Annotated in this window: 24 protein-coding genes and 1 pseudogene; 4 read left to right on the top strand and 21 right to left on the bottom strand. The window is 72.5% G+C overall.

Features of this window, described 5'->3' with window-relative positions; genetic code table 11:
- Positions 1-37: 37 nt before the first annotated feature.
- The 15 genes and pseudogenes from ACTFTM_RS16440 to ACTFTM_RS16370 all read right to left on the bottom strand — a co-directional run bounded on the left by ACTFTM_RS16440 (position 38) and on the right by ACTFTM_RS16370 (position 11655).
- Positions 38-733, bottom strand: coding sequence for a DivIVA domain-containing protein (locus ACTFTM_RS16440; RefSeq protein ID WP_449561349.1), 696 nt, complete (start codon positions 731-733; stop codon positions 38-40).
- Positions 730-1896, bottom strand: coding sequence for a globin domain-containing protein (locus ACTFTM_RS16435; protein ID WP_449561348.1), 1167 nt, complete (start codon positions 1894-1896; stop codon positions 730-732). Before ACTFTM_RS16435 ends, ACTFTM_RS16440 begins: the two co-directional genes overlap by 4 nt.
- Positions 1897-1898: 2 nt before the next feature.
- The gene (locus ACTFTM_RS16430) at positions 1899-2297 is read right to left on the bottom strand and encodes a group I truncated hemoglobin (protein ID WP_421471035.1); all 399 of its coding nucleotides are present in this window, start codon (positions 2295-2297) and stop codon (positions 1899-1901) included.
- Positions 2298-2661: 364 nt separating this feature from the next.
- Positions 2662-3255 (bottom strand): MerR family transcriptional regulator, encoded by a 594-nt coding sequence (locus ACTFTM_RS16425; protein WP_449561347.1) that lies wholly within the window; start codon positions 3253-3255, stop codon positions 2662-2664.
- 190 nt (positions 3256-3445) lie between these two features.
- Positions 3446-3910: a bifunctional nuclease family protein gene (locus ACTFTM_RS16420; RefSeq protein ID WP_007460347.1), complete on the bottom strand. Its 465-nt coding sequence runs from the start codon at positions 3908-3910 to the stop codon at positions 3446-3448.
- A 182-nt stretch (positions 3911-4092) separates the two neighbouring features.
- Positions 4093-4785 (bottom strand): transcriptional regulator FtsR, encoded by a 693-nt coding sequence (gene ftsR / locus ACTFTM_RS16415; RefSeq protein WP_449566655.1) that lies wholly within the window; start codon positions 4783-4785, stop codon positions 4093-4095.
- Between the two features lie 50 nt (positions 4786-4835).
- Entirely contained in the window at positions 4836-5288 is a 453-nt protein-coding gene (gene odhI / locus ACTFTM_RS16410; protein ID WP_007071101.1) for an oxoglutarate dehydrogenase inhibitor Odhl, read from the bottom strand.
- A 217-nt stretch (positions 5289-5505) separates the two neighbouring features.
- Positions 5506-5886 carry a glycine cleavage system protein GcvH gene (gene gcvH / locus ACTFTM_RS16405; protein WP_449566654.1) on the bottom strand — a complete coding sequence of 127 codons (381 nt, stop codon included), beginning with the start codon at positions 5884-5886 and terminating at the stop codon, positions 5506-5508.
- A 58-nt stretch (positions 5887-5944) separates the two neighbouring features.
- Positions 5945-6941 (bottom strand): annotated as a pseudogene (locus tag ACTFTM_RS16400) (DUF881 domain-containing protein).
- 11 nt (positions 6942-6952) lie between these two features.
- Complete coding sequence (locus ACTFTM_RS16395; RefSeq protein ID WP_449561346.1) at positions 6953-7285, bottom strand: small basic family protein; 333 nt, start codon at positions 7283-7285, stop codon at positions 6953-6955.
- Positions 7282-8220 carry a DUF881 domain-containing protein gene (locus ACTFTM_RS16390; RefSeq protein ID WP_449561345.1) on the bottom strand — a complete coding sequence of 313 codons (939 nt, stop codon included), beginning with the start codon at positions 8218-8220 and terminating at the stop codon, positions 7282-7284. The genes ACTFTM_RS16395 and ACTFTM_RS16390 overlap by 4 nt, the downstream gene beginning before the upstream one ends.
- Positions 8217-8849: a CDP-alcohol phosphatidyltransferase family protein gene (locus ACTFTM_RS16385; protein WP_449561344.1), complete on the bottom strand. Its 633-nt coding sequence runs from the start codon at positions 8847-8849 to the stop codon at positions 8217-8219. The genes ACTFTM_RS16390 and ACTFTM_RS16385 overlap by 4 nt, the downstream gene beginning before the upstream one ends.
- A 281-nt stretch (positions 8850-9130) precedes the next feature.
- Positions 9131-9598 (bottom strand): MarR family winged helix-turn-helix transcriptional regulator, encoded by a 468-nt coding sequence (locus tag ACTFTM_RS16380; RefSeq protein WP_449566653.1) that lies wholly within the window; start codon positions 9596-9598, stop codon positions 9131-9133.
- A 56-nt stretch (positions 9599-9654) separates the two neighbouring features.
- Complete coding sequence (locus ACTFTM_RS16375) at positions 9655-10833, bottom strand: PP2C family protein-serine/threonine phosphatase (protein WP_449561343.1); 1179 nt, start codon at positions 10831-10833, stop codon at positions 9655-9657.
- Positions 10834-10908: 75 nt separating this feature from the next.
- Positions 10909-11655, bottom strand: a complete 747-nt coding sequence (locus ACTFTM_RS16370; protein ID WP_449561342.1) for an SAM-dependent methyltransferase — start codon at positions 11653-11655, stop codon at positions 10909-10911.
- Positions 11656-11767: 112 nt separating this feature from the next.
- Here ACTFTM_RS16370 and ACTFTM_RS16365 point away from each other — a divergent pair, with 112 nt between their 5' ends.
- From ACTFTM_RS16365 to ACTFTM_RS16355, 3 genes are all read left to right on the top strand, one after another.
- Positions 11768-12649: a universal stress protein gene (locus tag ACTFTM_RS16365; RefSeq protein ID WP_449561341.1), complete on the top strand. Its 882-nt coding sequence runs from the start codon at positions 11768-11770 to the stop codon at positions 12647-12649.
- 72 nt (positions 12650-12721) lie between these two features.
- Positions 12722-12934, top strand: coding sequence for a phosphatidylethanolamine-binding protein (locus ACTFTM_RS16360; RefSeq protein ID WP_088948250.1), 213 nt, complete (start codon positions 12722-12724; stop codon positions 12932-12934).
- Entirely contained in the window at positions 12931-13407 is a 477-nt protein-coding gene (locus tag ACTFTM_RS16355) for a hypothetical protein (protein ID WP_449561340.1), read from the top strand. The genes ACTFTM_RS16360 and ACTFTM_RS16355 overlap by 4 nt, the downstream gene beginning before the upstream one ends.
- Here the strand turns inward: ACTFTM_RS16355 and ACTFTM_RS16350 are convergent.
- Complete coding sequence (locus ACTFTM_RS16350; RefSeq protein ID WP_449561339.1) at positions 13404-13655, bottom strand: hypothetical protein; 252 nt, start codon at positions 13653-13655, stop codon at positions 13404-13406. The two genes, ACTFTM_RS16355 and ACTFTM_RS16350, sit on opposite strands and share 4 nt — an antisense overlap.
- Positions 13656-13743: 88 nt before the next feature.
- On the opposite strand from ACTFTM_RS16350, the gene ACTFTM_RS16345 reads away from it, so the two are divergent.
- Positions 13744-14394: an HhH-GDP family DNA glycosylase gene (locus ACTFTM_RS16345; protein ID WP_433538918.1), complete on the top strand. Its 651-nt coding sequence runs from the start codon at positions 13744-13746 to the stop codon at positions 14392-14394.
- A gap of 5 nt (positions 14395-14399) precedes the next feature.
- Here ACTFTM_RS16345 and ACTFTM_RS16340 read toward each other — a convergent pair whose 3' ends face one another.
- The 5 genes from ACTFTM_RS16340 to selA all read right to left on the bottom strand — a co-directional run bounded on the left by ACTFTM_RS16340 (position 14400) and on the right by selA (position 19305).
- Positions 14400-14585 carry a hypothetical protein gene (locus tag ACTFTM_RS16340; RefSeq protein WP_355244916.1) on the bottom strand — a complete coding sequence of 62 codons (186 nt, stop codon included), beginning with the start codon at positions 14583-14585 and terminating at the stop codon, positions 14400-14402.
- 73 nt (positions 14586-14658) lie between these two features.
- Positions 14659-15936 carry a hemolysin family protein gene (locus tag ACTFTM_RS16335; RefSeq protein WP_449561338.1) on the bottom strand — a complete coding sequence of 426 codons (1278 nt, stop codon included), beginning with the start codon at positions 15934-15936 and terminating at the stop codon, positions 14659-14661.
- 62 nt (positions 15937-15998) lie between these two features.
- Positions 15999-16196, bottom strand: coding sequence for a hypothetical protein (locus tag ACTFTM_RS16330; protein WP_145781709.1), 198 nt, complete (start codon positions 16194-16196; stop codon positions 15999-16001).
- A gap of 47 nt (positions 16197-16243) precedes the next feature.
- The gene (selB, locus tag ACTFTM_RS16325) at positions 16244-17998 is read right to left on the bottom strand and encodes a selenocysteine-specific translation elongation factor (RefSeq protein WP_449561337.1); all 1755 of its coding nucleotides are present in this window, start codon (positions 17996-17998) and stop codon (positions 16244-16246) included.
- Between the two features lie 2 nt (positions 17999-18000).
- Positions 18001-19305 carry an L-seryl-tRNA(Sec) selenium transferase gene (gene selA, locus ACTFTM_RS16320; RefSeq protein WP_449561336.1) on the bottom strand — a complete coding sequence of 435 codons (1305 nt, stop codon included), beginning with the start codon at positions 19303-19305 and terminating at the stop codon, positions 18001-18003.
- Between the last annotated feature and the right edge of the window lie 14 nt (positions 19306-19319).

The raw sequence follows: 19319 nt of genomic DNA, 5'->3' as shown, positions 1-19319 counted from the left end.
GGTGAGGCCCCACACCTGGGGCCCCCACCCCGGGCGCTCAGCGCTGGTGGTGACGCGGCAACGCCGTCTGCCCCGCCGGACCACTCACGAAGGGCGCCCCCGGCGTCTCCTTCGCGATCCGGTCCATCGTGCGCACCAACTGCTCACTGCCATCGTCGAGATGCCGCGCCGCCGCCTGCATGTGCGACACCATCATCTCGCCGAAGATCCGCAACGCCTCCCGGGTCGCCACCGAATCGTCGAAGCTCGACCCGGCCGAACTGCGGTACTCCGCCACCGCACGCTCAGCCTCCTGCTTCGCCTCCTCCGCCGCCGCCCGCATGTAACTCTCGTACTGCACCCGGGCGTACTCCGCGACCCGCCGCGCGTAGTCGTGCGCCTGCGCGATGATCTGCTCGGCCTCCCGCTGCGCCGCCGACAGCAGGTTGACCTCCTTGGCCGCCGGCACCTTCGCCGCCGCCCCCGCGCTCGGGATCACCCCGTGCCGGTGCAACTCCACCCGATCGGTCAGCCGCTCGTTCTCGGCCCGCAGATGCGCGATCTGCGTCGCCAACAGATCCAACTCGTCGGCGACCTGCACCCGGAACCGATCCACGTCCGCGTGGTCGTAGCCCCGCCGCGCGAACGGCGCCGTACCGAACTCCCACCGCCGAACCCGGTCGGAGGTCATCCGCACCTGCACACCGCCGGACACCTGAATCCCGTCGTACCGGCTGATCGGGTTCGCGCTCATTGGTCACCCCCTGCACTCGACTGCTGGACCGCCGTACGCCACGCCGGGCCGTACCACTGCTTGCCCAGACCCTCGTGATGCACCTGACCCTCGTGGTATCCCGCCCGCGCCAACGTCTGCGCCGAATGCGACACCATCTCGTCCGACCCGCACACGTACACGTGCCGCGAACGCCAGTCGCCATCGGCCAACGCCCGGTCCACCGCGTGCACGAACTCACCCGGCCGGTTCGCGTCCGCGCCCACCACGTACGTCACCGTCAACCACGGAAACGACGACGCCATCTTGTCGATCGCGTCACTGTCGTAGAACTCGCTGCGCGACCGCGCCCCCACATACAGGTCCACCCGGCGACGGGAGCCCTCCGCGGCGATCTGCTCCACCAACGCCTTCATCGGCGCCCAACCCGTGCCCGACGTCAACAACAACAGGTCACTGGAACCCGCCGACCACAACGCCAACCGCTCCCCCACCGGCGCGGCCAGATTGACGCGGTCACCCACCGCCGAGCCGTACACCAACCGCGACGACACCGCGCCACCCGGAGCCGCCCGCACATGCAACTCCAACGTGCCGTCCGCGCGCGGCGCGTTCGCGGGCGAGTAGTACCGCCACGACCGCACCGACGGATGCGACACCCCGATCGACTGCCCCGGGGTGAACGGCAACAGGTACTGCGGACGCACCGTCAACACCGCGACATCGAACGCCCGCCGCTCGTGGGCCACGATCTCCGCCACCCACCACGGCGGGTTCACGGCCTCGGCGGCCTGCGCGGCCTCCGTCATCACCTGCGCGACCAACCCGTACGCGCCCGCCCAGTCCTGAGCCAGCTCGTCGGTCCACTGCTCGGCCAGGAAATGCTGCAACGTCGCCAGCAGCGCCTCACCGACCGCCGGGTAGTGCTCGGCGCGCACCGCGAACTTCCGGTGATCCGCGCCGAGGTCCTGCAGGAAACCCACCAGCCGATCGACCTGGTCCACATGCGACACGATGTGCCCCAACGCGGTGACGAGACGGTCCCGCTGCCCCGCCATGTTCGTCGGGAACATCTGCCGCGTCTCGGGATGCGCCAGGAACAACGTCGAATAGAAATAGAGCGGCACCTCGTCGCCGTGCGCGGCGACGAGGGACCAACTCTGCTTGAGTCGGGCCGCGTCCACGCTCAGACGCCCGGACGCTCTCCGGTGGACACCACCTGGTCCTGCACCTGCCCCAACACCACGCGCACGTGGTCCAGGACGTCGGCGGGCACACCCAGCTCGGTCAGCGTCGTGATCAGGTGCACGCCCACCTTCGCGTAGTGCTCCGCCGGGATACCCAACGGCTGGTGCGCCTCGGCCAGACCACGACCCGCGTACTCGTTCGGGCCGCCCAACACCACCGTCAACATCAACGCGAGGTGCCGACGCTGGGTCGGCATGTCCACAGTGGCGAAATAGCCCGCCAACTCGGGATCGGCGAGGACCTTGTCGTAGAACAGCTCGACGGCCGCCTTAACCGAACTCGCGCCGCCGATGCGGTCGTAGTGCGAGGCGGCAGCGGTCTCTTCCGTAACCGTCACGGTCGTTCCTTCCGGGGTGAAAGGTCGCGCGCGGGGTGACGCGCAGGGGCTACGGCCACCGACGCGACACCCGCATGCCATGGGCACCACGGCGGGGACCGTGACGGACCATAGCGTGCCCGCGACCTCCGGTCAGGGCCCCCCTATCCGATTCCCGACAACTGGTGGACACAGACCGTCATCACGGTTCACCCGAGAATCCACCCACGGCAACCGGAACACCACGGACAGTGTCCAGTGTGGATTCATCGACCGGGGAACGACCACCCGACGTCGACCGCCCTGACCCACAGTCACCAAACAGGTGCGTCCAAAAACTTCACCCACACCAACGGACCGCGCACCGACAGACGCGCAGCGCTACTCAGCCCGCACGCCGCCGCGCCCGCCGCGCCGCCAACTCGTCACCCACCGGATCCGACGAGGACGCCGCCGGCTCCGCCGGGCCGCTCACCGCCGGCTCCGCCGGCAGATGCGACAACGAGCCCTGGATCTCCTTGAAAGCCCCACCGATAGCGATCCCGAACACGCCCTGCCCACCCTGCAACAGGTCGACGACCTCCTCCGGGGAACGGCACTCGTACACCGTCGTCCCGTCCGAGATCAGCGTGATCCCCGCCAGATCCTCCACACCACGCGACCGCAACGCCTCGATCGCCTTGCGGATGTTCTGCAGGGACACCCCCGCATCCAACAACCGCTTCACGACCTTCAACACCACCAGATCGCGGAACGAATACAACCGCTGCGTCCCCGAACCCGACGCGTCCCGGACGCTCGGCACCACCAACGTCGTCCGAGCCCAGTAATCCAACTGTCGATAACTGATGCCCACCGCGTGGCACGCCGTCACACCTCGGTAGCCCACCGAGCCGTCACCCTCAGTCGCCACACCCGGCGACGAGGCACCCGGCTCGTGGACCTGTGTACCCGGATCGGGATCCTGCGGCTCGTGCATCCGGACAACCTCCCCGTCAGTGCGGCGACGCGTCGTTTCTCCGACGCGCACCCCTCGACACGGCAACCCTAACGCCACCTTCAGGGGTTACCGCGGAGGAACCGACACGACACGCCGCGCAGCCACCGAGAAAGATCACCGACCAGACGCCGGCGTCACCCACCGTGACACCAGCCGGCATCCGAACCGCTCAGCCCGCGAAGTCCTCCGGACGCACCTGCTCCAGGAACTCGCGGAACTTCTCCACCTCATCCTCCTGCTCGTCAGGGATAACGATCCCCGCCTCGCTGAGGACCTGCTCGGCACAACGAATCGGCGCACCAACCCGCAACGCCAACGCGATCGAATCGCTCGGACGCGCCGACACCCGCACCCCGTCACCGATCAACAGATCGGCATAGAACACGTTCTCCTTGAGCTCGGTGATCTCCACCGCCTGCAACGGCGCCTGCAACGCCGCCAACACGTCCCGCAGAAGATCATGCGTCAACGGGCGGGCCGGCTTGACCCCCTGCTGCTCATAAGCGATGGCCGTGGCCTCGACCGCGCCGATCCAGATCGGCAGATAGCGGTCGCCCTCGACCTCCCTGAGCAGGACGATCGGCTGGTTGCTGGGCAGCTCCACCCGAACTCCGACCACGCTCAGCTCGCGCACCGCCGCCTCCGTGTCGTCGTCAACCTACGCACCGCGCCCTTCCCTGCACGGTACACGGACCGCAACACGGCCGTCCCATGCGCTACAGCACCACGCCCGCGCCAGAAAGGGGTTACCCCGGCAAGCCTACGGCACGCTTCCCCGAAGAGATCTTTCCGCTCCGCCGCCACCTGCCGGGCACCTCACCGACCCAACGTCGACCGCAAACCCACCCGCACCAACGCCGCGTGCAACTGCTCCGACAACGCCACCAACTCCCGCGCCGTCTCCGCAGCGCGCGCCCGCGCCGCCGGATCACTCTGCCGCGCCAACGGCGCCACCAACTGCGCGAACAACCCGACCTCACGATCGGCCGCAGTCCGATAACCCCGCAGATGCCGCGGCTCCAACCCGTACGCCGCCAGACCCGCCACCGCCGACGCGATGATCAACGCATCCGCGTCATACCACCCCGGCGGATCCGACACCAGCACACCGAGCCGCTCCAACTCCACAAGCGTCGACTCATCGATCCCACTGCGGGCCACCAACTCAGCCCGGCCGAGCCGCACCTGCGACGACTCGGCCGACTCCCGACCCGGAACCGCACCATCGGGCCCCACCGCCACCAACGCCGGCCGCGACCGCTCCGGCTGCTCACCGGACGAATCCCACTCGGCCAACTGCTCACGGATCACCCGCAACGGCAGGTACCTGTCCCGCTGCGCGGTCAACACAAACCGCAACCGCGCCACATCGTCCCAGCTGTACTTCCGGTAACCCGCCGCCGTCCGCTGCGGCTCGACCAGCCCCTCGGCCTCGAGGAACCGCAGCTTCGAAATCGTGGTGTCCGGAAAATCCACCCGCAACTGACCCAGCACCTCACCGATGCTCATCAGCGGCTGGGACCGGGCCGCCCCGGGTGGCGTGGAGGCCGCAGGCTCGTTCACCCCCGGCCGGCCTCCTCCTCCGGGCGCGGACCGGCGATGAACACCACCCGGAACTTACCGATCTGAACCTCGTCACCATTGCTCAACGTGGCCGCCTCGACCCGCTCACGATTCACGTACGTGCCATTCAGGCTACCCACGTCCCGCACCGTGAACGTCCCACCATCACGGTGGAACTCGGCGTGCCGACGCGACACCGTCACGTCATCGAGGAAGATGTCACTGTCCGGATGCCGGCCACTGGTCGTCACATCATGGTCCAACAGGAACCGGGCGCCCGCATTCGGGCCGCGACGAACCACCAGCAGCGCCATACCCGGCGGCAACGAACCGGACATCCGGCTCGGCACCACATCGGTGTCCGGCCCCTCCAGCACTTCGTCGAGCGAGCCGAGATTGAGCGTCGAAGTGACGTCGAGCGGGGGGAACTCGTCGTCTGGCCGCGTCATGGGACCACCTCACGGATCTGATCGGTCGGCGTCGGGTAATGGCGGGTCTGGCCGCCGGGCACTCCCACACCCGGCGGCTGGCTCCCCGTGCCCGGGAAGGCAATTCCGCAACGCACAACTAATGGGTTCTTCTCGGTCGACTGGGCGAGCCTAGCCAGCGCCGAAATGCAGGGCAACCGGACGCGCGCAGACAACCCGCACGCCGGATCAAGCACACTCAGCCTTCGGTGATCTTCTGGTACGCGCCCGCCGTGAGCAACCCGTCCGTCGCCGTCGGATCAGTCGGCGTGATCTCCACCAACCAGCCCGCACCGTACGGATCCGTGTTGATCAGCTCAGGAGTGTCACCCAGCGCCTCGTTACGCGCCGCCACCGTACCCGCGACCGGCGCGTAGATCTCCGACACACTCTTGGTCGACTCGATCTCGCCCAACGAGTCACCGGCCGCCACGACCGCACCCGCCTCCGGCAACTGCACGTACACGATGTCACCCAGCGCGTCCTGCGCGAAGTGCGTGATGCCGACCCGGACCGAACCGGTACCGTCACCCGCCACCCACTCATGCTCGGCGGTGTATCGCAGATCCTCGGGAATCACCAGACGCGTCCTCATCCATCGTGCCCCGGACCACCCGGGCCCGGAGCGGCCGCGCCGGTCAGGAGACCGGACGGGCGTGTTTCCTACTTGGTCGGCGCGTGCAGCGCCGAAACCTCGGCAACCTCACGCTCCCCAAAGGTCACGTTACCGCCGTCACCCCGGACCGACGCCACCACCCCACCAGGAATGTTCAACGCCGTACGCATCGTCGCCGGATCACCGATCACCGTAATCGTGTAGGGACCCGTCAACCGACGCCCCTCCACCATCAACGACCCGTTCTCCCCATCCAGGAAGTACGTCGACGCGATCACCCGCACCGTCGCCCGGTCACCACCGGAGATCTGCATCGCCTCCGCGCCCGCGCCCCGCAACTCCTGCACCGCGTCCAACACCCGGTTCGCCGTGATCGGCTTCACCCCACTGGTGAACTGCACGGTCAACCCCGGACCCACCGCCGGCAACGTACCCGCCAGAATCCCCAGCTCGTCCGCCCGACGCGTCGCCTCGTCCAACGCCGCCTGCCGACCCTGCTCACCCGAGGCCAACTGCCGCTGACTGTCCTCCAACGCCCGGATGTCCTGCTGCAGGCGACTCTCGCGCGCGTCCAGGTCCGACAGGATCCGCACCAGGTCCTCCTGACGCGTCGCACCCAACGTCGGATCCGTCGACGTCGTCTTCAACTGCACGACCAGCGTGAAGCCCAACAACGCCAACAACACCGCGATCATCACCCCGGCCGCGCTCCACCGCGACCGACCCGCCACCGCAGGCGCGGCCGACGACACCTCGGGCTCGTCCGACACCGCCGCCGGCTCCCCCGCCCGCGACACCGCGCGCAGATCCACCGTCGCACCGTCGTCGACCGGCGCCACCTCGGGCTCCGCGTCGGCCGGCTCCGACTCCCGTACCGGCTCGTGCGGCGCCAACGGACTCAACTCGTCCGGATCCGGCGCGTCCGGCCGCGGATCCGGCTCACCCGCCGGCCCACCAGGCCGTCCCGGCGCCGCCGGCTGCGGCCAGCCCGTCCCCGTCTCCGCCTGCTCGTCGCTCATCGCTGTCAAACCTACGCCCGGAACAGGTGCCGACGGATCGCCGCCACATTTCCGAAGATGCGCACACCCAGAACGACCACCACACCGGTGGACAACTGCCCACCCACGCCCAACTGGTCACCCAGATACACGATCAGCCCCGCCACCAGCACGTTCGAGATGAACGACACCACGAACTGCTTGTCGTCGAAGATGCGGTCCAACTTCGCCCGCACCCCACCGAACACCGCGTCCAACGCGGCCACCACCGCGATCGGCAGGTACGGCTGCAACGCCCCCGGCACCGTCGGATCAAGCCACACCCCGAGCACCACACCGGCGAGCAACGCCAGCACCGCGATCATCCGCCACCTCCGGAAGGACTAGCGGTCCCCGGCGAACCCGACGACCCAGGACTGCCGGACCGGCCACCCGACCCCGAAGGGCTCGGACTGACCGACGGCCTGGCGTAGCGTAGCTGCGGCTCCGGAGCCGCCGGCAGGGTGAGGTCCTCCGCCTCCCGCACACCGAACGACAACCCGGTCTTCTGCGCGACCTCCCGCATCAGCGCCGCGTTCCGACTGTCCTCGAACTTGCGGCGCATCGACCCCGGACCCGTCGCCGACACCTCGTACGGCCCCGTCACCGGCCGGAAATCCACCAGGATCGCCTCACCCGCCGAACGGATCGTCGACGTCGACGTCAACCGCTGCCCGTTGATCGCGATCGCCTCCGCGCCGGCGCTCCACAACGCGTTCGCCACACCCTGCAGGTCGCTGTACAGCACCCGCGGCGGCCCCGCGCCCGCACCGGTCACCGCGTCCGCGTTCCCCGGAGCGTCCGCCAGGCGCACCACCACACCGTCACCCCGCACCCGACCCAGCCCGGTGCTCGCCTCCAGGTCCCGCAGACGCGCCGCGGCCGAACCGCTCAACGCCGCGTCCCGCTGCCGGCTGACCTCCTCACGGAGCTGGTCCGCCCGCTCGGACAACCGGTCGGTCTGACTCTCCCGCTCCTTGATCTGCGCCACCAGCCCCGAGCGCGCCTGGGCGCGCCCCGGCTCGTCCGCCATCGTCTGGCGGTACGCCACCGCGAACAGGAAACCCAGCACCACCACCACGACCAGGCCGACCGACCGCGCCGCCCAGCTCCGCGGCGCGTCCGGGGATGATCCCCGCCGACGCGCGGCGGCCGCCGCGTCCGCGTACCCCGGGTCCAGGGGGTTGCGGAACAGCTCGGTGAGGAAGTCCGGCGCGTACACCCGGTCCGGGCGGGGCCGCTTCGGCGGCGTCGCGCTCACGCGGCTGCTCCCCGATTGCGCGCCGCGCGCACCAGCCGCGACGCCTGCACCACGTACATCGCGCCGGCCACCCAGTAGAGCACCAGCCCCCACCAGGCCAGGCCCCAGCCGATCGCGGCCGTCGCCGTCGCCGCCGCACTCCACTCGGTGGCCAGCAGCAGCACGGGGAACGCCGCGAGCAGCAGGAATGTGGCGGTCTTGCCCACGTAGTGCACCGGCGGCGGCCCGTACCCGAAGCGGCGCAGCACCGTCAGCGAGCCGAGCAGCAGCAGCTCGCGGGCCAGCAGCGCCGCCGTGAACTGCCACGGCACCACCTCCCGGGCGGTGAAGGCGAGCAGGGTGGCGAGGATGTAGAGGCGGTCGGCCAGGGGGTCGAGCAACTCACCGAGCCGGCTCACCTGCCGCAGTCGGCGGGCGATCCAGCCGTCGACCCAGTCGGTGGTGCCGCCGATGGCCAGCACCACCACCGCCGCGACGTCCGCCCGGGCCACCAGGAAGAGATAGAGGAACAGGGGTACGCCCAGCAGCCGCCCGAAGCTGATCAGGTTGGGCAGGGTGAGCACCTGGTCGCCGGGCGCCTGGTCACCGGTGTCCCGCGGGTGCTCTGCCTGAGCGGGCCGACGCGACACCGAACCTCCTTCACGGCACGCCCCGACGCCAGGCCGAGATCGGGCGCGGCGGAGGTCGTACGCGCTGTCGGGCCGGCAACCACCGGCTCCCCTGCGGCCCCGGGACGGGACCTCTGCCCTGATACGGCCCGCGATCGTGGTGATCGCGGGCCGGGTAAGTGCGCTGCCACTATATCGGGCTCTCGTCGTCGTCCCGGTCGCCGCACGGCGTCGTGGCCGTGCTGTGGCGTTGTGGTGTGGATCACCACCGCTAGAGCGTCCTAGGACACTGGTGGAAGACGTCAGGCCGTCTGGACCGCTGTCTGCTCGGTCTGCTGCTCCGGCACCGTCTGCGTCGCCGCCCGGCCGAACGCCAACAGGGACGCCAGCAGGTCGTGCTGCGTGCGGGGCGGCATCCTGTCCAGCACGGCCTGCACCGCGCGCTGCCGCCGCTCCGCCAACTCCCGCAGCAGCGTCAATGCGGCGGCCGTCGGCACCAACCGCACCTCCCGCCGGTCGCGCGGATCCGCCACGCGACGCAACAGTCCGGTCGCCTCCAACCGGTCGCACAGCCTGCTCGCCGAGGAGGGCACCACGTCCAGCAACTCCGCCAGACCGTTGACATTGGTCTCCGGCCGACCGCTGATCAGCATCAGCACCCGCAACTGCGTCGGTGGAACCTGGTGCCGCGACGCCGCCGAGTCGAGCACGGCGATCAGCGTCTCTGCGGCCGCGTTGATCGCCGCGGCGAGATCCGTCGGTCGCTCCACCCGATGTCCCCTGCCGTCGTCGCGCTGGTGCCCGCCCGGGACGGTGGCGGCGACTCTCATCCGCCATCCCGCCCACGCGGACCATGCCAGTCGAGGCAGACGACGACAGCGTCGTCGCGCAAATCGGAATCCGCGTGGTAAGCGTGTAGTTCGCGCATCACCGTACCAACCGCCTCGGTCGCCGGCTGCAACCGAGTGGCGCGCAGCGACCGCGCCATCATCCGCTGACCGTACGGCTCCCGGCCGGCCGGCTCGGCCGCCCACACCCCGTCGCTGACCACGAAGATCCGGTCACCGGGCGCGAGCTGGAACTCCTGTAGCTCGTAGCGGGTCTCGGCGAACATGCCCAGCGGCAGCTGCTGGTCCAGCGTCATCGGCTCGACGGTCGCGCCGCGCATCCGCAGCAGGTGCGGCGAACCGGCGTCGACCGCCCGTACCCGCCCGGTGACGATGTCCAGCTCCAGCAGCAACGTGGCCACGTGTCGACGGCCCCGGTGCTGGTAGTAGACCGTGTCCGAGGCAAGCTCCGCCTGCTCGACGAGGCTGCCGTCCGAGCGGCGGGCGTTGCGCATGGCGTTCACGGTGACCGCCGTCAGCAGGGACGCGGCCAGGCCGTTGCCCTCCCCGTTGAGCACCGTCAACGTCAGCCGCTCACCGTCCAACGACCAGTCGAAGTGGTCGCCACCGACGGTGTACGCGGGTTCCAGCTGCCCGGCCAGGTGGAAGGAACGGTGTGCCACGCTGCGCCCCGGCAGCAGGTCCCACTGCATTTCGGCGGCCATGCTGAGCCGCTCCCGGCGACGGGCCCGGCGGTACCGGTCGGTCTCCCGGTCCGCGGCCCGCATCGCCACCGCCAGGTCACCGGCGATGTCGGTGGCACGGCCGGTGACCGCCGGGCCGGGCACGGTCGGCAACTCGATCAGCAGCACGCCGAGGCGCTCCCCCCACACCGTCAGGGGCAGGTAGAGCCGGCAGGCGCCGTCCTCGAGACCGTCGCGCACCGGCTGCTGGCTGGAGAAGCAACGCTGCGCCACGGTGTGCCGGGCCAGGGCCCCGGCCGCCGGCAGGTCCGGATCCAGCACGGGCCAGAGCCCACTGATCCGGTAGTCGGCGACGAACACGTCGGTGCGCACCGCGCCCAACGCCGCCCGGATCGCCCGGTCCGCCGCCTCCGCCAACTGGTCGGGCGCGGCTTCGCGCAGCGCGCGCGACACCCCGTCCGGCGCGTCCACCATGCTTGGCCGTCCCTCCAGAAACTTGCTACAAGGCAAGCATCATACGGAGGCGTCCGGACAACCCGACGTCGCGGGTCAGTCGGCGCCCCGTGTCGCCAGGACGCCGTGGAAGGCGTCCGGCACGTCGACCGGCACGCCGGCGGGCCGCCACCGGTTGACCGGGACGATTCCGTCCGCCGTCGGCGTCCACCGGCCCAGCAGCGGCGCGAACGCCGCCGGAGGTCGCATCCGGAACGCCGGCCCCATCATCGCCAGCGCCCGCGGGTGCGCGGCCAGCTCCTCGGTGTCGAAGTCCACGGCCAGCAGGCTGCCCGGCGCCGCCGCCGCGTACAGCTCGTCGAGAGTACGGGTCAGCGTGCCGTCGTCGAGGAACGCGGCGAGCCCGAGGAAGACCAGACCCACCGGTCGGCGCCCCCACCCGGGGACGAAGCGGTGCAACTGGGCCGGATCGATGGTGCCGATGTCGGTGGCGTCGCCGTAGCCGTAGCCCGCCCGATCGCTGCCGGCGAGGATCCGCTGACCCAGCCGGATCGTCACCGGGTCGACGTCGGTGTAGAGCACCGTGGCCTCCGGGGCGACCTCGTGGACGTTGCCCCTGCTGGGTACCCCCGCCCCGAAGACCAGGAACCCGTCCACGCCCTGCTCGACGATCGCCCGGACCGCCCGGCCGAGGAACGCCCGCAGCTCCGCGAAGACCGGCGCGCACGGCCCGTACGCCTGCTCGAAGGCCGTCGCCGCGGCCACGTCGACGTCGAAGTGGTGCTCCCCGCCGAGCCAAAAGTCGATCATGCGAGCGGTGCTCGGCTCGTCCGGTTCACCCATCGACGACGCTCCTCCCTCAGGTCGTCGCCAGCGTACCGACCGGGGCCCGAGCCGCGGTATCGCTCCGCCGCGCCGCCACGCCCGCGATACTGGCCCGGCAGGGAGGTGGGCGGTGAACTCGGCGAACAGCGCGGCGGTGGTGGTCGGCGTGGACGGCTCGCAGCCGTCCCTGCGCGCCGTGCGCCTGGCCGCCGCCGAGGCGGTCCGCCGGCGCCGGCCGCTGCGGGTGGTGCACGGCTTCATCTGGCCGCTGCTGCGGGTGCCCGTCGCGCCCGCCCCCGACGCGCCGATGGGCGCCGGCCTGCGCCAGCGGGCAGAGGAGCTGGTCGCCGCCGCGGTGGCCGAGGCCGAGGCGACCACGCCCGGGCTGACGGTCTCCGGGGAGATCATCGACGGCGAGGCCGCCGCGGTGCTGGTCGGCGAGTCCCCCACCGCCGCGCTCATCGTGCTCGGCGACCGGGGACTGGGCGGCTTCTCCGCGCTCGTCGTCGGCTCGGTGGCCGTGCAGGTCAGCGCGTACGCCGACTGTCCGGTGCTGGTCGTGCGCGGCGAGCAACGCCCGGACGGGCCGGTGGTGGTGGGGATGGACGGCTCGCCGCCGTCGCTGCTCGCCGCCGATGTCGCCGCCGAGGCCGCGGTGGCGCGCGGCGTGCCGCTGCGCGCGGTGCACGCCTACCGGCACCCCGGCAGCAGCGGTCCCGGCGACATGCAACCCCTGGTGTACGACGAGGCGCGGTTGCACGGGGAGCAGGAGCGGCTACTCGACGGCTGGTTGGACGGGCTGGCCGGACGTCATCCGGGGTTGCGCCTGACGTGCCGGGCGACGCGCGGACGCGCCGGGGCCGTGCTCGCCGAGGCGTCCGCCGACGCCCAACTGCTGGTCGTCGGGGGGCAGGGGCGCGGCGAGGTGACCGGGTTGCTGCTGGGGTCGGTGAGTCAGTCGGTGCTGCACCACGCGCGCTGCCCGGTCGTCGTGGTCCGCGGCCCCCGCTGACGCCCCGGGGTTGGCCCGCCGCCCAACGGGTAGACGGCCGCGGTACGCCAACGGCGACGAAGGAGGCAGCAGATGCCAGGACCACGGCCGGGCAGCAACGCGTACGACAAGCAGCGGGCGCGCCTGCGCAACGCGATCGACGACTCCGGACGCCGGGTACCCGACGGCAAGGCCAACCAGGTCGCCAACCGGATCCTGCAGGAGGATCGCGGCCAACGGGGCGTCGTGCGCGGTGAGCGCACCTACGGTCCCAAGAGCGAACGCGAACCGGGCGACCCGAAGTGAGGGGCGTCGACCTGGCCGACGGCGCGATCGCCGGCGCCGTCGGCAGCACCGCGCTGAACGTGGTCGGCTACCTCGACATCGCGCTGCGGGCGCGGCCGGCGAGCAGCACCCCGGAGCAGACCGTCGACAAGCTGGCCCACCTCGCGCACGTGGATCTGGGGCCGGAGCCCCGGGCGGCCACCCGCCGCTCGGGGCTCGGGCCCCTGATCGGTTACGGGCTGGGCATCGCCGCCGGGATGGCGTTCGGGCTCTACGCGGGCGGCCGACGGCAGCCGTTGCCGATGGCCACGGGTGTGCTGGGCGCGGGCGTCATGGCGATGACCGACGGGTCCATCACGGCGCTGGGCATCAGCGATCCCCGCACCTGGCGCCGCTCGGACTGGATCTCCGACATCATCCCGCACCTGGCGTACGGGTTGACGGCCGCCGCCACCTGGAACAGGCTGCGACGGCCGTCAGGTAACGGTCGTTAGGAGCGGGTGTCGCTGTCGTCGTCGGCGACCGGCTCACCCGCCGGGCCGTACGGCGACACCTGCCCCTTGGGGACCGGCCGGCCGGCGTCCCCGCCCGACGAGCCGCGGTTGAGCGGATGACCCGACGGTCCGGGCCCCTTGCTGTCCTGGCTGGTCGCTCCCTTGGCGTTACGCCGGAACTCCTCCTGCTGCGGGTTGACCACGAGCGTCTCCCTCCCGGTACGGCGGGCGGCATTGACCGCCTCCACCGGCCGCATACCCGCCGGGCCCGACGGCATGCTCCGCGCGTCGGCCGTCGGGAGGGCTAGCCGGGCGCGGGACGGGTACCCCGCTGGTGTGGGTGACGATCGAGCGGTTGTGCGGGTCCTGCTGGACCGGCGGGGCGACACGTACGCCGAGGAGGCCGGTATCCGGCTCTCCGATCGTCCCGGTCCGCTGTACCAGCTCCTGGTGCTGGCCACCCTGCTGAGCACCCGCATCCGGGCCTGCGTGGCGGTCGACGCCGCGCGGGAGCTGTTCGCGGCCGGCTACCGCACGCCGCAGGCGATGGAGGCGGCGAGTTGGCAGCAGCGGGTCGACGCGCTGGGCCGTGGTCACTACCGCCGCTACGACGAACGCACCGCCACCATGCTGGGCACCGGCGCCCGGCTGTGTCTGGACCGGTGGCACGGCGACCTGCGCCGGCTGCACCGCGACGCCCAGGGCGACCCGGCCGGGCTGCGGCGCCGGCTCACCGAGTTCCCCGGCATCGGGCCCACCGGCGCGGACATCTACCTGCGTGAGGCGCAGACGGTCTGGTCCGACGTGCGCCCGTACGCCGACCGTCGGGCTCTCGCCGGCGCGAAGCGGCTGGGCCTGCCGGGCTCACCGGACCGGCTGGCCTCCCTGGTCGACGAGCCGGATTTCGGTCGCCTCGCCTCGGCGCTGGTACGGGTGGCGCTCGGTGAGGAGTCCGCCGGGGAGGTCGCCCGCGTCGCCGCCGGTTGAGCCGCTCACTTGACGGTCTTGTCCCCCGGTCGGGTCAGATGCCACACCAGCAGCGCGGCGAGCAGCGCCAGGACGATGACGCCGCCGGAGATGCCCCGGCCCTCCTCGGGGCTGCGGCCGGTGCTGCCGAAGTAGATCACCGCGAGGCCGGCGAGGACGGTGACGAACGTACGCAACCCTCGGTCCTTCACGTATCGCACCGTAGGCGTGCCGCAGCCGTCCGGTGCCGTTTCGCGCGTGTTGTCCCTCTTCGGGGTTACCTGCTCAGCGCTCGGTGACGAAGCCGCGCAGCCGTACCCGCCGCACCGCCCGGTCGGCCACCTCCACCACCTCGATGGTCAACCCGGGCAACCGCACCGTCTCCCCGGGAGACCCCGGCAGGTGTCGCAACCGGGACAGCACCAGCCCGGCCACCGTCGTGTACTCCCGGGACAGCGGGAAACTCAGCCGCACGCCCACGTCGGGCAGGTCGTGCAGGGGGAAGTCACCGGGCACCAGCAGCGACCCGTCCGACTCCCGGACCACACCCCGCACGTCCCGGTCGGTCTCGTCGTACAGCTCGCCGACGACCTCGGCCAGCAGGTCCTCCAGCGTCACGATGCCGTCGATGCCGCCGTGCTCGTCCACGACGAGGGCCAGTTGCTGGTGCTCCTGACGGAGGGTGCGCAGCGCGTCGGCGACCGGCAGCGTGACCGGCAGCAGCAGCGGCGGCCGGGCCCGCTCCCCCACCGTGCCGACCTCGGCGCGGACCAGGTCGCGGATGTGCACCACGCCAATCACCTCGTCGAGACCACCCGGGCCGGTCACCGGCGCACGGGACCGGCCGGCGGCGGCGAGCAGCCGCACCCCCTCGTCGCTGGGCAGGTCGGCCGGCAGCGTGGTCACCTCCCGCCGGGCCACCAGGATCTCCCGTAGCGTCCGACCGGCGATGTCGAACGCGCCGGTCAGGATCTCCCGCTGCTGCGCCGACAGTCCCCGCTGGCTGGCCAGCATCTCCCGCAACTCCTCCTCGGTCGTCTCCTCGCGGCTGGCCCGCGGGTTGCCGCCGGCCAGGCGGACCACCACGTCGGTCGCCAGGCTGAGCAGCCACACCGCCGGGCGGGACACCCGGGCGAGCAGGTCCAGCGGTCCGGCGCTGAGCAGCGCCCACCGCTCGGCGCGCTGCATGGCCAGCCGCTTCGGCGCCAACTCGCCGACCACCAGCGTGACGAAGGTCAGGGCCACCGTCACCAGCAGCACCGCGGCCGGGCGGGCCGCCGCGCCGAGGAAACCCAGCGGGCCGACCAGCGGCTGGGCGAGCGACACGGCAGCCGCCGCCGAGGCGAGGAACCCGGCCAGCGTGATGCCGAGCTGGATGGTGGCCAGGTAGCGGTTCGGGTCGCGGGAGAGTCGTACCAGCCGCTCGCCGGCCCGACTGCGCCGACCCAACCGCCGCAACTGCCCCTCGCGCAGCGTGACGAGGGCCATCTCGCTGCCCGACAGCGCGGCGTTGACCAGCACCAGGACGGCCACCAGCGCCAACTGCCCCAGTTGACCGCCCACCGCGCACCCCCGTCGACCGCCTCCCGTCACTCAACCGCAGCGCGCCCAACTCCCGGGCCTCTTTAGTCGACCTCCAGGTCGTCAAGCGAGATGGAGTGCGTCATCAACCACCGGGCCAGCGCCGTCATGCCGAACAGCCACAGCGGCACCGACTCGGTGGGGCCGTTCGTCGCGTAGATGGCGAACCGCAGGTCCGGGGCGCGGTACGCCTCGATCCGCCACTGGTGCTGCCGGTCCCGCCAGACCGCCGAAGGGTCCATGGCGTCACCGTAGGTGACCGAAGCCGTCCCGGGGGGCGGCTTGGCGTTCAGGTGACGACGACCCGCGCGTCGTCGGGCAGCCGGCGGGTGGCGCCGCGCCGGTCCAGCAGCTCCAGCAGCGGCACCGCCACCCGTCGGGTGGTGTCCAGCGCCTGCCGGGCCGCCGACAGGGTGAACGGCTGGGGCAGGCCGGCCAGCACGGTGACCGCCGCGTCGAGCGCGTCGGGCAGCAGCACCACGGTGTCGGCCAACCGCAGCAGCGCGCCGGCGCGCACCGCCGCACCGATCTCCCGGGGCCCGAGGCCCAGTTCGATGAGGCGGTCCGCCTCCGGGGCGCGGAACGGCCGGTCGCCGTACTCGGCGCGGACCCGCCGTACGGCCTGGGCCACCGGCTCGGGCAGGGTGTCGACGGCGGCCGTGCCGATCCGACCGGCGTGCACCCGCAGCGGTGGACGCACCAGCGCCTCGACCAGCGCCCGGTCGGGTAGGGCGAGACGCTGCCGCAGCGCGTCCACCGGCATGCCCGGCTCCAACGGGTGCTCCCGCGCGTAGCGGGTGACCTCCTCGGTCACCTGGTCGCCCAGCCGCCGCCAGTGCCCCGGGTCGGCCAGCCAGTCACCGGCGACCGGTGTGGCCTGCACCGGCACACCCATGCGCCGCAGCGCGCCGACCCGGACCAGGCGACGGCGACGCAGCTCACCGGCCAGGTCGGGACGGCCGTCCAGCTCGGCGAGGACCGCCGCGCGGGCGGCCGCCGCGCCCCGGCGGGACAGTGGCGGCGGCGCGACGTCGAGGACCCGCACGCCACCGGCCACGTGGTGACGGCCGGGATCGCGCAGCAGCGCCCGGTCGCCGACCAGCAGCGGCAGCGGGCGGGCCAACCGGAGCCGGACGGTGTCCACGCCGAGCGGCCGGACCCGTACCGGCACGGCCGCCGACCCGACGTGCAGGGTGAGGGTGGCCGGCAGGTCGGCGGCGGGGTCACCGGACAGCCGGACGTCGATGAGGTCGGTGCGGTGGAAACGGCCCGGCGTGAGCAGCGCGTCGCCACGGCCGAGCCGGTCTCGGGGCGTACCCCGGAGGTTGACCGCGACCCGGGCCACGGCCGACACCTCCGGTCGGGCCTCGCCCAGGCGGTGCAGGCCGCGGACCCGCACCGGCTCGTCGGCGCCGGCCAGCTCGAGGGTGTCGCCGACCCGCAACCGGCCGGCGCCCAGCGTGCCGGTGACGACGGTGCCGCTGCCCCGCACCGTGAAGCTGCGGTCCACCCAGAGCCGTACCGGAGCGTCCACGACGGGCTCGGGCAGCCGCGCGACGAGCCGGTCCAGCGCATCGCGCAACTGCGGCAGTCCGGCGCCGGTCAACCCGCTGACCGCCACCGTCTCCACCACGCCGAGGCTGCTGGCCGCGATCTCGGCCCGGGCGCGCTGCGCCGCCGGCCCCGGGTCGGCGAGATCGGCGCGGGTCACCACCAGCAGGCCGTACGCGACGCCGAGCGCGTCGAGCGCGGCCAGGTGCTCGGCGGACTGCGGCATCCACCCCTCGTCGGCGGCGACCACGATCAGCGCGGCCGGCACCGGGCCGACACCCGCGAGCATGTTCGGCACGAACCGCTCGTGCCCGGGTACGTCGACGAACGCGATCGTGCCGCCGGACGGCAGCGTCGTCCAGGCGAACCCCAGGTCGATGGTCATGCCCCGGCGGCGTTCCTCGGCCCACCGGTCGGGTTCCATCCCGGTCAACGCCCGGACCAGCGTCGACTTGCCGTGGTCGACGTGCCCGGCGGTGGCGACGACGAACATGCTCAGTCGTCCCCGGGGACGCGCAGCACGGCCGCCAGGACCGCATCGTCGGCGTCGACGGGCACGCAGCGCAGGTCGAGCAGGAGGCGGCCCCGCACCACCCGGCCGAGCACCGGTTGCTCGCCGGTGCGCAGCGACACCGCGTACCGCTCGGGCAGGCTCAGCGCCCACGACTCCAGCTCGACGCCGGGGGCGCCGCCACCACCGACCACGGCGACCGCCGGGACGACCTCGGCCTTGCGTCCGTCCGCGCCGAGCCGGTCGCGCAACAGCTCCACCCGCCGGCGGAGGGCGCCCGGATCGGCGTGCAGCGCGGCCCGCGTCGGGGTGTCCGGACGGTGCAGGGTGGCGGCCAACGCCGCCAGGGTGAGCTTGTCCACGCGCAGCGCCCGGGCCAGCGGATGACGGCGTAACCGTTCGACGAGCGCGGCGTCGCCGAGCAGCAGGCCGGCCTGCGGGCCGCCGAGCAGTTTGTCGCCGCTCGCCGTGACCAGGGCCGCGCCGGCGCGCAGGGTGGTGGCCGCGTCGGGCTCGTCGGGCAGCAGCGGATCCGCCGTGAGGAGCCCGGAGCCGATGTCGGCGACCACCGGCACGTCGAGGGTGGCGAGGCGACGCACCGGCACGGCCGAGGTGAAGCCGGTGACCTGGAAGTTCGACGGGTGCACCTTCAGGACGAACCCGGTCCGCGGGCCGACGGCGGCGGCGTAGTCGTCGAGCGTCGTGCGGTTGGTGGTGCCCACCTCGCGCAGCCGCGCGCCGGTGCTCTCCAACAGGTCCGGCAGGCGGAAGCCGTCCCCGATCTCGACCAGCTCACCCCGGCTGACCACGATCTCCCGGCCGGCGGCCAACGCCGTGGCCGCCAGAACCAGCGCGGCGGCGCCGTTGTTGACCACGTGCACGGCGGCGGCGTCGGGTACGGCGGCGGCGAGCGCGTCGAGCGCGTCGCGGCCACGGCGGGCCCGCCGCCCGGTGTCGAGGTCCAGCTCGACGTCGGTGTGCCCGGCGGCCGCGACGACCGCCGCGACGGCGGCCGACGACAGCGCCGCCCGGCCCAGGTTGGTGTGCAGCACGACGCCGGTGGCGTTGAGGACCGCCCGGGGGCCGGGCGCGGGCAGGCCGGCGACGGCGGCGTCGCGGACCTCGTCGGGGGCGATCTCACCGCTGCGGGCCCGCTTCTGCGCCTGCGCGACGACGGCCTTGACCCGATCGCGGCCGAGGGTCGCGATGGCCGCCGCCAGCCGCGGATCGGCCAGGAGGGTGTCGGTGCGGGGCACCCGCCGCCGCGGGTCCTCGCTGCCGTCACGCATCACGTCACTCCTGC

The sequence above is a fragment of the Micromonospora sp. RB23 genome (genome assembly GCF_053585025.1).
Note: the sequence above shows the minus strand (reverse complement) of the source record. Positions and strands in the feature narration are given on the sequence as shown.